A 13,661-nucleotide genomic window follows, 5' to 3' on the forward strand; every position below is an offset into this window, starting at 1 on the left:
TAATGCAATTGGTATAAATCAGCATCCCAATAGATCCCTCCTAATTTGCCAAATACTCTTACCGGCCCGAGTGGAATACCTGCAACGGCAAAGACATCTAAGCCATAAGGATCAACGCTGGCTCTGGAGTCAGACGGAGAACCTAAATCAACATAGCCCGCTTCAATAGCGAGTAAGCCTGAAAATTGATAACCGCCGAAGAGCTTCCAAGCAAAATCATTTTCATTGAAATCGAAATCGCCGAGGTCAGCATCACTGCCTGACTGCTCTATGCTGGCAGAACCGACTGAAGCTCCAAAGTATAAGCCTTCATCTTTAGCCTGTACTGAAGTACAAGCTAAGGTAAACGTCAAACTCAATATTAGCAAAGTGATATATTTCATCATTCATTCCTTTGATTACTTTAATTACTATCCTTAGCGAATAGACTAGCGCGTGTATGTTGTACTCTTGATATCGATACTGTATGAGCACAAATTGAGGATAGTAAACAACTTGATAATTGCAAATTGGTGGGGGATAAGGGACTAGCTCTTGAGTCATTGATACGGCGTTTTGGATAACAATACCGACTGCAGCACCTCATCTTATATTCACTGTATGGAGGCTTATTTTTATATCTGCGCAGCGTACCGAGGCAAGCTGCGCTGTTTTCGGGGACTTTTATAGCCTAATTATTAACAGCCAATTCAAGCTGCTTCAGGGATGTTTGAACTTGCTCTAAAGGCGATGCAAAGTTCATTCGATAGAAGTTTTCATCCGCTTCTCCAAACCAAGTTCCCGGGGTTAATGCCATCTGCGCCTGCTCTGTTAATAGCGCCTTTAGCTGCGTCGGAGTCAGCCCTAGCCCGGTAAAATCAAACCAGATTTGATTTGTACCTTCTGGGACGAAGGTTTTTACCTGAGGCAGCTGTTGCGCCATAAACGCGACAATCCAATCTCGGGTATGCTGGGTATAGCTTAGGAAAGAATCAAACCACTCTTTGCCCTGCTGATAAGCAGCAATCGTGGCGTAGGTTGTAAAAGCATTTCCGTGGTCAAGTGACATTGATGTTGAGGTCGCTTTGATTTTTTCACGTAATGCCGTGTTATCGCTGTAGATGTAACCATTAGAGATACTATTTAGGCCGAAGTTTTTCGCTGGTGATCCAATAATCGTCAGACTGTTATCGTAATCTAGAGACGCCATGCTGGTGAAAGTAGAGCCTTCGAAAATGATGTCGGCATGGACTTCATCACTGATAATGATGGTTTGGTATTTCTTGGCGATAGCAACTAATTGTTGCAGCTCAGTCTTGGTCCATACGCGACCTACTGGGTTATGCGGGTTACAAAGTAGCACCATTTTGACTACACCGCTTTTTAGCTGCTGTTCAAAATCTTCAAAATCGATGACGTAACGATCATTTTCAATCTGCAGCGTGTTATTGACTGCTTTACGGCCTGCTGATTCAATTAAACGACGGAACTGGTGGTAGACCGGTGTTTGAATGAGTACACCATCGCCTTCAGTGGTAAAGTCGCGGATCAACATGGCGATTGCACTTAATACACCAGGCACTTGAACAAAGTACTCAGGGTTTAAATTGAGACCGTGGCGCTCTTGGTTCCAGTCGGCAATGGCATTGAACACCGTTTTTGAATCGAACTCATATGAGTAAGTTTCTCGGCTGACCAATTGCTGCATCGCATGACTAATGGGGGAGGCGATAGGGAAATCCATATCTGCAATCCAATAAGGGGTTACATCCTCGGTACCGTAGACTTGCTTAAGCATATGACTATCGCGTTTGATAAATTTATCACTGATTTCAGTTTGTTTGGGTTTAACTTGGAACATCTATTCTCTCCGAATATTAAAATTTATAATAGTAAGACGTAGCAGCATTAGAAAAGACGCAAATAAATATGATTTATCAGTCGTAATCAATTTACGCGTGTAGTTTCTAAAGTCATTCAATCAGCGAGAGAGAGTCTAGAATGCCTTGGCCACTGTGAACGCCGCCTTCATTTTCACTGGCGGGTTTACTGCGGATCAAATATCCTGCGTAACCATTCAATTGCGTCACTGGTTTGGAGTCGAAATAGGCGCTGAATAAACCAATTTCACTAATGAGATTATCTACTTGCAGTTGCTTACCATTCCGAATAGCTAACGCTGGCCGCTCACGTTCATGGGGATATAAACGCCGCATTAGCGCCCATGCGTCATACTCTTCAGGAGCCAGTAACGCTAGCTTTTCACTAATATCATCACCAAATATACAGTGACCACCGCCTTCACCTTGGTTTTTTAGCACCCAATCTTGTTTGATAGCTTGATGGTTAAACCAAGTTATATTGTCAGCGTGAATAGGTTTCATCTCAGCAAATACCTGTTTTACGGATCTCGCTTCGGCGAGACTAAGCCCCCAACGTGCGTACTCCTCTATAGGCGTTTGACTGAGTAACATCTGCATGGTTTTGCTGGTAGCGAGCTGTTGGCTGAAAGTCGCGTTAACTGCGACATGGTGTTGTTCTATAAATAGTCTTGTTTGGCTTAAGGTTTGGCAGCAAACTGCCTCATCGAGCTTGGGAGCATGGTAGTCTGAGTACTGATAGCCAGCACGCAAATACACTACGTCAATAGCGCCCACTCCTTGTAATAATAAGCGTTGTTTTTTGCCACTTGAAAGCTGTGAACTTAACTGTTTGAAAGTACGCCTAATAGTGCGTAGCCCCAGCCTTTGTAGTTCAATTTCGAGCAGGTGCTGATCATAAACATTGTCTTCATTCTCTTGAACCACCATTAAAAAAGTAGGCTTATCTGACTCTTCAAATTGAGCTTTAACTTTGGTTGCTGCTTGTGTGATGCCAAAGGCAAGTTGTTCAAGCCCATGGTTTTCAGCGGGAGTAGCACGCTTGTTTTCAATCCAGTCATGATAAGTCTCTGGCCATTGATTGTTCATGTAGCGGTGAAACTCGGTTGCGCGTTGGCCAAAAGGTGCCATCCCTGCTGCGATACCGTTAAACTCGATAACCTTAGCACCAAGCTTACGATCATCCATAAAGTCAGTGCGCATTAATAGCAGCGGTTTGCGAGCTGGTTGGATTCGAGCGTCAATGTCACCATGAGCTTGTTGATGCAGCGCTAGCAGGCGCTTGAAAAATGGGTCTGCTTTAGCGACGTCTTGCAGTGATGTCTGCAGAAAATCATGATCTTCGGATACATTATTAATCAGTTTGCTGATAATAGGTGTCACCTTTACTAGCTGCTCAAATATTTTTCGCTCTATAGTCATTGGCGCAATACTAAAAGGACAATGGCTAGCGCTATTATTTGCTTGCCGAAAAGCAACGCCATGCATAATGGCCCACTCGGTGGCCTCTGCAATGACTTGGTTTGTTAACAAGGAAGCGGCGTTATTGTGCATGATGACTGATCCTATCTTTAAGGCTAATCGTTATAACTACTATTTTGAGAAAACTGCTTGATGCAAGCAGGCTTAAGTGGTGCACTAATTCGCACACGGCTTAACTAAGACGTTGGAATAACTGAAAGGATGCAAAAATTGATAATAAATATCTAAATGGTGGCAATAGCGCTAACGATCGAGGATTAACATTTGCGAGATATAGGCTTTTTCGGCACGTAATCGATAATACCTTGCTGACCGATTTCAAAGTCACAGCAAGTCATCATCTGCTCTCTAAATTTAACTCGGCTTCTTTGCACTCGGCTTTTCGCGCCAGAAAGCGATAACCCTAACTCATCGGCAATAGCTTGTTGTGATACTCCTTCAAGCTCGGCCATGCGCAGAGGGATGGCATACTTTTCTGGTAATTCATTAATCAGTGGCCGTAAACATTGGGCCAACTCTTTATGTGCCTGCGTGCTTACATCGTCCTCTTCAATCGCAAGTTCCTCTGGCAGCATTTCGTGGGGTTGGCGCGCTCGATAAAAATCCATAATGGTGTTATATGCGATGCGATAAAGCCAGCCCTTAAGGCTACCTTTAGATTTTAGTTGGTGCAGGTTGCTACTGGCTTTGATGTACACCTCTTGCAGGATATCGTCCACCGCATCAGGGTCGTCAATACGTTTACTAACGTAGCTGCGAAGCTGCGCCTTGTGATTTTGCCATTCTGATACCATAGAAACTGCGCCTTATAATCAATATTACATTTTAACTATGACGTGCTTATCGCTAAAAAGATGCAAATTTTTAATAAATTTTCATTTGGATAAATACTTATTTACCGTCGTAAATTGCAATACATTGTTGCCGGTTAATTGATTTTGATGGAGAGAATGTGTGTGTTTATATTTTAATGCAATTGCTTAAAGCTTGTTTAATTTTTATAAGGGAGAGAATATTGAACGACTACCTGCAATTGATAATAGGTAATTTCCAATGAAAATTAGGTGTTTTAGTACAAGAATTTTAGCCGCGATACTATGTGTTTTAACTGTTGCATGCACTGATGGCTAGTTAGAAAAGAAACCATCGGGCCCTGAGACGATTGAAAGCCCATGCAGCCAAGCATGGTTTGAAAAAGTGGATAGACAAATAGCCAGCGGTGATGGTCAAGGTCATGGCCTGATCTAGGTTCTCTGGAGTGGCGCTCTGTGGTGGAGTTTAAGCTCGGAGTCAGAGGTGATGAATCATTGCCTGCTGCAGATTCTGAACACTGGTGCGCTTATATTGACCAGCACTTTATCGACTAGTGCTTTTTCGACGCTAGACTTGCTGGTTAATCACTTAACGAGTGAGTCTAGTGCTTTGCATGATTGCGGGCGGGCAGATTTGCTGCTTTTTAAACTCCTGCATGACTTTAAGGGTGATATCTGTTTCAAATAGCTTCTCGTATTTTATATCTAACACGTAGGCTTTTAAGGTGAGTTTAATGGCAAAGTAGCTGTCGCTAATGTCCTGTTTCACTAACACCACGATTGGCTTTGGTAGATGAATATAGCGGCTTGAGGCTGCAGCTTCTCGGATAATATCGGTCGCCAGAGTCAAGTCTTGATCAAGCGCGACATAAAAGGGGATCACCACTTGCATATCTAGAGCGCCGTAATTGCCACTGACCACTACATCACTTAAAAATTTACTGTTGGGGATAGTGATAATGTCGTCAGTTAAGGTGCACATACGGACTGAACGTAAGCCGATAGCGATAATGTCACCATAATGCCCCTCAAAGGTGACTCTGTCACCGACTTGAAATGGCCTGTCTATCATGACTGTTAAGCCGGCAATAAAGGAAGCCGCAAGGTCTTTCATGGCAAAGCCAACCGATACTGCCAGCGTTCCTCCTATTAACGTCAGTACTCTGTCATCGACTCTAAAGCTGAGCATAAATACTGAAATCCCTGCCGTCATATAGACAAAAAATTGAAAGAAAGATTGGAGTTTTTGCGCTAGCATTCGCCGTTGTGCAAATTGGCTACTAATTGAATCAACGATGTTCTGGGTGAATTTCAGCATTAACCAGGCAATAAACAGGACTAACATTGATATAAATACACCGCTCCAGCGGATAAGGCTGGCAATTTCGGTAAGACTATCTAGGTTAGGCGATAGCGCTTCGGCCTGCGCTTGAAAGCTCAAGAATAACGCCAGTAGCAATAGTGATGCGTATGATTTTATTTTCATTTACTTCACCAATAAATGTTGGTTATGCAAGGTATTGGTGATGTACCTAAACCAATGCGAAGAAATTTTTGCTTTGTCGTCAATCAATTCTATAAAACCACGGTTTTGAAAATAACGCAGGGTATTAAGTACCTCTGCAAAACCTAATTGGGTACAAGCCGCTAGCTCCTCTGCTGAGGCAACTTCTAGCTGTACGATGGCTCGAAGAACAGCCAGCATAGGTTTGGGCATACTTTCAAGCTCTTTGGCATCTGGCGCCTTGAAGATCCGCACAAACACTTCACCAGTGGTTTTATCTTGATGAAGTGACTGCCTGAAGAAACGCAATGCAACGCTAGGGTTGCCGTCGGAGTAGTCCCATAAAATACGGTAAAATCCCTGTTCAGCACGCTCTATCTCAGACAGTTCCTGTTCATCCCATTGCTTAGGTAGCTTTAAACCTGCAAAACTCAATACATTGTCGCCATCGCTAGCAATGCGACTACTGAGTAAGGCGGCAATTTGGGTCTCATTCCAGCGTGGCATTGCAATGACTTTATCAAACAGCAAGCGCTCACCGCGAGCGCGGTCAACAAAGCGCCAAGCAGACTGCTCAATACCAAGCAACATGCCATGTTGATTGCGACCTCGGCGTAGTAGCTTTGATAGCTTCATCAAGTTATTTAATCCGCCGACTTTAGGGCTAATGATGCGCTGGCAATCATCGACACAAAAAATATAGCGATTGTCGGTATTACGCAGCAGTTTAATTAACTCTGTTTCATCGGCATCATCAGGTAAGCCTACCGCACTGTTAATCTGTGCTAGCAGTGCACTGTACCCAGCGTGAGGGCAATTAATGTAAATAGCACTATTGGAATCCGCTCTATAGATGACTCGCTTTAACAGCGTGGTTAGCCCGAGGCCGCGTTCGCTGTAAATCAGTGCCATTGCGGGCGAGGGCGCTAACACATAACGAGCAATTTCATTGAGCTCATTGCTGGCATAGTCTTCTATTAATTCGCTGTCTGCATGACCGGGAGCAACAAATTGATAAGTTCTATCGCCCTTAATCCGCACCATATTCGCGTTTTCTTTGTCTGCTTTACTTTGCTTGGCGACTTCAACTCTAAAAAAATAGGCTAGTGCGTGCTTAAAATTTTCGTATTTTGAAAGCTTGTTAAAAACTGCTTGGAATAGCCGTTGCGAGAACAGGCGGTATACACCAATGAACGTTGCTATTGGCGCTAAAAATAGAGTGTTGCGCTTTGATATAGCCCATGCGACGTAGGCTGGTTGTTCATCAAATTGACCCAGTTGCTTAAAAATGATGCTGCGCCAATCTCTTAATGTTTTTATTAGTAGAAGCAGTAATACAAGTAGTATGAGTGTTTTAACCCAAGCATATATCGTTCCTTGATAAACACTCATCGCCGTGGCTTTGAGTACGATTGCGGCAATCACAATCGTCCATACCCAATGCTTTACTGTGCGCACTCTTAGCTCAACAATCTCAGACTGATTATTGTAATGGCTATGGTGTGCCGCAAACTCGGTGATTAACCGAATAACAATGACGGCGGCGAAGCTCCAATTAATCACTACGCTGAGATAATTGATACTATCAAGGCCTGGCAAGTTCACTAAGGTGTTGAGCATCACTGAAAGGGTAATAAACCAGGCTAGTGGCGCTTGTATTTTATAAAGATAGCGCCAAAAAGAGTGGCTGATGGGCTCGTGAGTTAGCGGTTTACATTTAGTGTTCTCAAGTTGAGTCGCGATGAGTGTCGGTGCATGTTTTAGCCACCAGGACAGCAGCATTGCGATTAGAGCTAGCTTAAAAATAAGTACCAAAAGTGGAAAAGGGGAGACTTTAAGATCAGCTATGAATGTCGCGATACTTCGCAGCTGAAATACGAGTTGATAATTGATGATGGCTTCAGTGACTTCAACCTCTAATAAAAGCTGCCTGACCCCATCGGGACCAAACCCCGTAAAGCGCTCATTAACACTAGGGGATACATAAGCTAATAGATGTGCTTTGCTTTGGCTCAGACTATCCAGTGATAGCTTGGTTTTCTCTATGTTGCGCCAATCTATATCAGACTTGGATTTTCTAAACTGTTGCAGCTGCTGATGTAGTGATTTGGCATGAGATTGCTGCTGGGAAAAGGTGTCCAGCAATATATTGGCTGCGATATTTTGGTCTCGCGATGCTGCCAAGTGAAGTTCTGGCAACGCTTTGGTTCGTTGTGCTATTGATTGACTCTGTTTGGTCAGTTCTGGTGTATCAAAAGCTGTCCAATTAGCGAAAAGGTGAGCGGACAGCAGTAACGATGTAGCAAATGCCAGCCAGAGTATGAACTGTTTTGGTTGCATCAAAATATCATACTCCATCGGCAAGTTTCTGATTTGTTACCTATAAAACCTAGCATAAGCTGCAAATTTTGCAGGTGTTTCTCATCGAAGCCCCCTGTGCCGCAACAGAGATATAGGTATTTGGAGCTTTGTTTATCATATCAGTCGTGACATTGACCGCTATTCCCGCTTAGAATCTCGAACACCTTGCGCCAAAGAGCAGTCATAATGATCCAAAAAATAATACCTACCAACGTCATCACCGGTTTTCTCGGTGTCGGTAAAACATCATTCATTAAAACATTATTAAGTCAAAAGCCTGCAGATGAAGTATGGGCGGTATTGGTTAATGAATTTGGTGAGATTGGTATTGATGCCGGTCTGTTAGGCAATGAAACGGATCAAATACAGATAAAAGAGGTGGCTGGTGGCTGTATGTGCTGCGCTGCAGGTCTACCCATGCAGGTGGCAATTAATCAGTTGATTGCCAAGGCCAAACCTGACCGTTTACTTATTGAGCCCACAGGACTAGGCCATCCACAAGAAGTGCTAAAGGTGTTGACCCAAGCCCACTATCAACAAGTGTTATCAATGAAGTCATGTATCACTCTAGTTGATGCTCGAAAGCTCAGTGATTGCCGCTATACCCAGCATGAGATATTTAACCAGCAGCTGCAGGTGGCAGATCTTGTGTTAGCCAGTAAAGCCGATACTTATGACCAAAAGCTTATTGCTGAGCTGCAGCAATATCTTAAAGATAACACTTCAGAAAAGGGGCAAGCCATGACCGTTGAGCCTTGGAGTTATACCCAAAATGAAGCGTTAATGCCTGCGATTGTAGCGTCAATCAACTTACCTCATAAGTTGTCCGCTGCGACAAATGCCCCAGCGGTGCAAGCAGTGACTATTCAACCTAAAGCACGCCTTTTAGATTTAAACTACAGTCCGCTGTTTTCACAGGATACCAGTGTGCAACAACTTGAATTTGATGAGCATGGGTTAGTATGTAAGACCAAACAAGCCGACGGTTTTTACAGTTGTGGTTGGGTATTCGATGTCAGTTACGAATTTGATTTTGATAAGCTGCTTGAACTGGTAAAAGGTCTTGATGTTGTCCGTTTGAAAGCTGTGATGATAACTGATGAAGGTATTGCTGGATTTAATGGTGTCGAGTCTGAGTTATCAATTGTTGAGCTTGATGATGCGATGGACTCAAGAATAGAGCTGTTGTCTATGTCGCCTCTCAATCGAGAGCAGGTTGAGTCAGCATTACTCGCTGCAAGTAAAAGACTTGGTTTATCGTGATATTTTTGAACATGAACAGAAATTCATTCAGTATTTCATCAGTTAAAGTTGTATAAGCAAGTCGTAAAAAAGTAAAGTGTCAAAAGGAATCGTTGTTATTGCGAAATAGCAGGCCTGCATGCCGGGCTTAAATTTCCAATATGAGTTTATAAAACAGGATGTTAAAAATGAAGTTATTCCCCAAAGCTATCTTAGTTGTAGCATTGTCTATCTCAATGTTAATGGCTAGCCCGCTATCAGCCTCTGAGTTTAGTGACGCCTACAAGGCTTACAAAGCCGCAGTAGTGGCAAAAAACAATGCCGATATTGAGCAATACGCGCTGCAAGCTTATCAACTCGGCAAACAAAAATTTGCCGCCGATAGTCTCGATGTTGCCATGTTAGCGCTTAATGCTGGCGATGCATCAATTCAAAATATGCCGGCTAATACCTATACTGAAGAAAATAAAGCGAAAGCAGATGCCCTAAAAGAGCAAGCTTTTGCACTTTATAAAGTCGCACTGGATAACTATAAAAAAGAATATGGTGATGACGCGGTTGAGTTAATCGATCCATTAATGGGCTTGGCAGATTCCAGTAGTAAAAAAGATGCCCGAGAATACTTGAGTGACGCATTAGACATTGCAGAAGACTCTGAAAATCCAATGCTGCTGGCCGATACGCAAAAAGCCTATTTCGAAATGCTCTCTAATAGCCAGTATTACACCCGCAAAGTACGTGATTATATGCTTGATGCTTATCAAACTTATCAGCAGTTACTGCCTGAAAATTCAATGAAACGAGTATTAGCGGCTTATACAGTCGGTTCGATTGAATATGCTGAGAAGCATTACGATAAAGCAGAAACAGCCTTGTTGTATGTGATTGAGCAATTTGAAGCGCTGGATTTTGACCACCCTTATGAACTGGCAGCACACGCGAAATTGGTGGAGCTCTACGAGCTACAAGGCGAGAGTGATAAATCTACTCAGCATTGTATTGCCATCGGTAGCATGCAGCCTTGGAGTCCGGAGCAGGAGCAAACTCCGCTATATCGAGTGGCTCCCGATTACCCGATCTCATATGTTAAACGAAGAAAGGAAGGTTCGACCCAGATAAGTTTTACGGTTGATGAAATGGGCTTTGTCGTCGATCCGGTAATTATAGATTCAAAAGGTGGCTCTGCTTTTAACAAGACATCGCTTGAGGCATTAAAGAAATGGCGCTATGCACCTAAGTTTGTTGATGGTAAAGCGGTCGCTGCAAAGTCGAGAGTTCAGCTCGATTACACGATACAGTAATCTCGTTGATATAGACAAATAAGAAAACGAGGTGACTCGATAAGAGCACCTCATTTTTATTGGCAATAGCCTGCTTGAATGGGTATAAATACCTAGGTCAGATAGACGTTCAGGCTACATGCGCCGTGAGCACCAACGACTAGCGCTTGCTCAATATCAGCAGTTTTAGAAGGGCCTGCGATAAAAGTACCAAATTCACCTGGTGCTAAAGTCATCAGCTTTGCCGCTTGATGCATATTAGCAACAATACTATTGGCTTCAATGACCAGCAATAAGTTCTCACAGATAAAAGGCGTGACTCTATGGCCAAGACTTTTATTGTTAACCCAGATAGCACCATTTTCAGCAACGCCTAAATCACCAGGGATTACAGCGTAGTCGATATCTTTAAGCTCATGGGCAGTGTCGCTCACAGTACGGTTGCCATTAATGCCGTCAACCATAGAGATAATCTGCATCCCTTTTGCTATATGCTCATCCACTGTTGCTTGCAGCCCTGCTAAGCCGCCATCACGGTGTAGCGTACCTGCAACAGTATTTAAGCTTGTTTCAAATTGACCGACTAAGTCGTCGATGCGAGGCGCGATATCAATACATGGCATCGCTTGCGGGGCAATCGCGGCACTTTTAAGTGCATTGAATATTTCCTGTTTGCTCGACATGTTTTTAACCTCTATTTTTCTTAAACCAAGCTTCAAAGCTTGAGTTTGGTGCCACTGGTAACTCGCGATATTTACCCCAAGCACCAGAGAATGGTTTAAGCACACTACCTGGTAGTATTTTTAGTGCTGTACGGGCGATGCCCATTGAACAGTTAAGTGCTGTTTCACTGGCCATAAATTTTCCGACTAATGGCATGTAACTCGATTTTCCATAAGGCAGTTTTCCAGCTTCAGCTTTTAGTCTTCTATGGTGGTGAATAATCTTGTCTAGCGGCACTTTAGTTGGACATACATAGGAGCAACTGCCGCATAATGTACATGCCCAAGGTATAGAATTGGTATCATCATTTTGCGCGCCGACAGCAATACCAATCGGGCCAGGTATAGTGTAGTTATAGCTATAACCACCAGATCGACGGTAAACCGGGCAGGTATTTAGACAGCCACCGCAGCGAATACACTTCAGCGATTCAGCTAAAATCTTATCTTTAAGCATCTCGGTGCGGCCATTATCGACAATAATGACATGCATCTCTCCGCCTTCCTGTGGACCGCGGTAGAAAGAGCTATAAGTGGTGATCGGTTGACCTGTGGCATTTCTTGCTAGCGTTCGCAGCAGCACTGCTGCGCTATCAAGATCCGGTACGACTTTATCTATGCCCATTGAGTGCAGTTGTAACTTAGGTAAGTTAGCGCCCATATCGGCATTACCTTCGTTAGTACAAACCACGACAGCACCTGTATCGGCAACCGCCATGTTAACGCCTGTCATTGCTGCATCGGCAGACAAAAACTGTTCACGTAGATGACTGCGCGCGGCACGGGTTAGGTAAAGAGGATCGGAAGCTCCTGCATCGGTACCGAGCTTTTCGTGGAAAAGGTCGCCCACTTCCTCTTTCTTCATATGGATAGCGGGCACCACAATATGTGATGGCGGCATTTTTGCGAGTTGAATAATGCGCTCACCCAAATCGGTGTCGATGACTTCAATACCACGGTCTTCCAAATAAGGATTCATGTGGCACTCTTCGGTGAGCATCGATTTAGACTTAACCACCTTTTTGACTTGGTGCTTAGCTAATATTTGATGCACTATCTGGTTGTGCTCTGCACCATCTTTTGCCCAGTGGACCTTGATATTGTTGGCAATACAATTTTGTTCAAACTCTTCTAAATATTGCGTTAAATTCGTCAGAGTATGCAGCTTCATTTCAGAGCCAATGTGGCGTAACTGCTCCCACTCAGGCAAGCTGCCTGCAGCTCTATCTCGCTTTTCACGCAGCATCCAAAGAGCTTTAGAATGCCAATCGACCCGAGATTCATCTTTACAAAAGATTTCCGCTTTATGGGCATGAACGTTAGATTTTGAAGTCGACATGTCTGCTCCTAAAGCGCTGCATTGATGATCTGCGCAATGTGGCGCGTCTCAATCGGTAATTTCTGGCGTCTTACCATACCGTCAATATGCAGTAGGCAAGAGGGGTCGAAGCCAACGGCGTATTTAGCGCCCGTTGCCGCATGAGCTTGAGCTTTATCTTTGCCCATTTTGGCAGAAACAGCGCCTTCATCGACCGCAAATGTCCCCCCGAAACCGCAACACTCATCACGTCTATCGGGGTAAACAATGTCAATTTCAGGTATCGCAGCAAGCACCGCTTCAAACTTGTTCATGCGTGGTCCCATCTGTTCACTTGGTGTTGCCAAGTCCAGCATGCGAATACCATGACAGCTCATCTGTAAGCTAATTTTATGGGGGAAGGGTTTGCTAAAGGCTGGTATAGGCGCGACATCGTGCAAAAACTCAGTTAACTCATAAAGCTTGGCGATAACAGCTTGGGCTTCAGGGCTGTCATCGAATTCGTGAAAGTTCTCTTTCGCGGCTACTAAGCAAGAAGCAGCTGGGCATACGATGGCATCACACTCTACACCTTTGAAGGCATTGAGCAGTTTTAATGTGGTTTTTTTGGCTTCGTTAAAACAGCCTGAGTTTGTCATTGGTTGGCCGCAGCAGGTTTGGCCAGCGGGCAGTATGACTTGATGACCGAGTTTTTCTAGTAATTCAAGTGTCGCGATCCCAACTTCGGGAACCATTTGGTTCACTAGACACGGAATGAAAAGTGCTATCTTCATTGTGCTTTCTCTTCTATTTGCAGACATTATTATGCGATTTAAGAGCCGCAAAAAGCCTGCAACAAGCGGACTTTAATTTAGCTCGATATTCGCTTTAGATTTCCTCACCCGATTAATATAAGCGCATAACCTTATAAAAAGTAGTGCTAATTTAGCAAATAAAATAGGGGACTTTTGCAAAAATGAAAACAAGCTAGGTGACTGTTTAGTATGAGTATATTGAGTTAATACTCTAAAGCTTGTATAGGTGTTTTTTAAAAGTGGCTAAGGCAGGAAGCTAGGGGCTGTGGATCTTTCACGGTTGTTTT

The 13,661-nt window shown here is 43.7% G+C and carries 11 protein-coding genes; 2 read left to right on the forward strand and 9 right to left on the reverse strand.

The window, feature by feature from the left end:
• The 6 genes from AB4238_RS10410 to AB4238_RS10435 form a co-directional block, all read right to left on the reverse strand.
• On the reverse strand, window positions 1–386 hold a 386-nt coding region (locus AB4238_RS10410), incomplete at its 3' end, for an outer membrane beta-barrel protein (protein ID WP_372033395.1).
• Between the two features lie 284 nt (window positions 387–670).
• The gene (locus tag AB4238_RS10415; RefSeq protein WP_372033396.1) at window positions 671–1,840 is read right to left on the reverse strand and encodes a MalY/PatB family protein; all 1,170 of its coding nucleotides are present in this window, start codon (window positions 1,838–1,840) and stop codon (window positions 671–673) included.
• A 112-nt stretch (window positions 1,841–1,952) separates the two neighbouring features.
• Window positions 1,953–3,413 carry a glutathione synthase gene (locus AB4238_RS10420; RefSeq protein ID WP_372033397.1) on the reverse strand — a complete coding sequence of 487 codons (1,461 nt, stop codon included), beginning with the start codon at window positions 3,411–3,413 and terminating at the stop codon, window positions 1,953–1,955.
• A gap of 185 nt (window positions 3,414–3,598) precedes the next feature.
• Window positions 3,599–4,135 carry an RNA polymerase sigma factor SigZ gene (gene sigZ, locus AB4238_RS10425; RefSeq protein WP_372033398.1) on the reverse strand — a complete coding sequence of 179 codons (537 nt, stop codon included), beginning with the start codon at window positions 4,133–4,135 and terminating at the stop codon, window positions 3,599–3,601.
• A gap of 607 nt (window positions 4,136–4,742) precedes the next feature.
• Entirely contained in the window at window positions 4,743–5,639 is an 897-nt protein-coding gene (locus tag AB4238_RS10430) for a mechanosensitive ion channel family protein (RefSeq protein ID WP_372033399.1), read from the reverse strand.
• The gene (locus AB4238_RS10435; protein WP_372033404.1) at window positions 5,640–7,997 is read right to left on the reverse strand and encodes an AAA family ATPase; all 2,358 of its coding nucleotides are present in this window, start codon (window positions 7,995–7,997) and stop codon (window positions 5,640–5,642) included.
• Window positions 7,998–8,204: 207 nt separating this feature from the next.
• Here AB4238_RS10435 and AB4238_RS10440 point away from each other — a divergent pair, with 207 nt between their 5' ends.
• Complete coding sequence (locus tag AB4238_RS10440; RefSeq protein ID WP_372033400.1) at window positions 8,205–9,281, forward strand: GTP-binding protein; 1,077 nt, start codon at window positions 8,205–8,207, stop codon at window positions 9,279–9,281.
• A 167-nt stretch (window positions 9,282–9,448) separates the two neighbouring features.
• Window positions 9,449–10,561 (forward strand): TonB family protein, encoded by a 1,113-nt coding sequence (locus AB4238_RS10445; protein ID WP_408019747.1) that lies wholly within the window; start codon window positions 9,449–9,451, stop codon window positions 10,559–10,561.
• A 92-nt stretch (window positions 10,562–10,653) separates the two neighbouring features.
• Here AB4238_RS10445 and AB4238_RS10450 read toward each other — a convergent pair whose 3' ends face one another.
• The 3 genes from AB4238_RS10450 to AB4238_RS10460 are packed head-to-tail and all read right to left on the reverse strand — an operon-like array spanning window position 10,654 to window position 13,353.
• The gene (locus tag AB4238_RS10450; RefSeq protein ID WP_372033402.1) at window positions 10,654–11,223 is read right to left on the reverse strand and encodes a lactate utilization protein C; all 570 of its coding nucleotides are present in this window, start codon (window positions 11,221–11,223) and stop codon (window positions 10,654–10,656) included.
• Window positions 11,224–11,227: 4 nt separating this feature from the next.
• Entirely contained in the window at window positions 11,228–12,601 is a 1,374-nt protein-coding gene (locus AB4238_RS10455) for a lactate utilization protein B (protein WP_372033403.1), read from the reverse strand.
• 8 nt (window positions 12,602–12,609) lie between these two features.
• Window positions 12,610–13,353, reverse strand: coding sequence for a (Fe-S)-binding protein (locus AB4238_RS10460; RefSeq protein ID WP_371994870.1), 744 nt, complete (start codon window positions 13,351–13,353; stop codon window positions 12,610–12,612).
• Window positions 13,354–13,661: the final 308 nt, after the last annotated feature.

The sequence above is a fragment of the Shewanella sp. 10N.286.45.A1 genome (genome assembly GCF_041470405.1).
Taxonomy (GTDB): domain Bacteria; phylum Pseudomonadota; class Gammaproteobacteria; order Enterobacterales; family Shewanellaceae; genus Shewanella.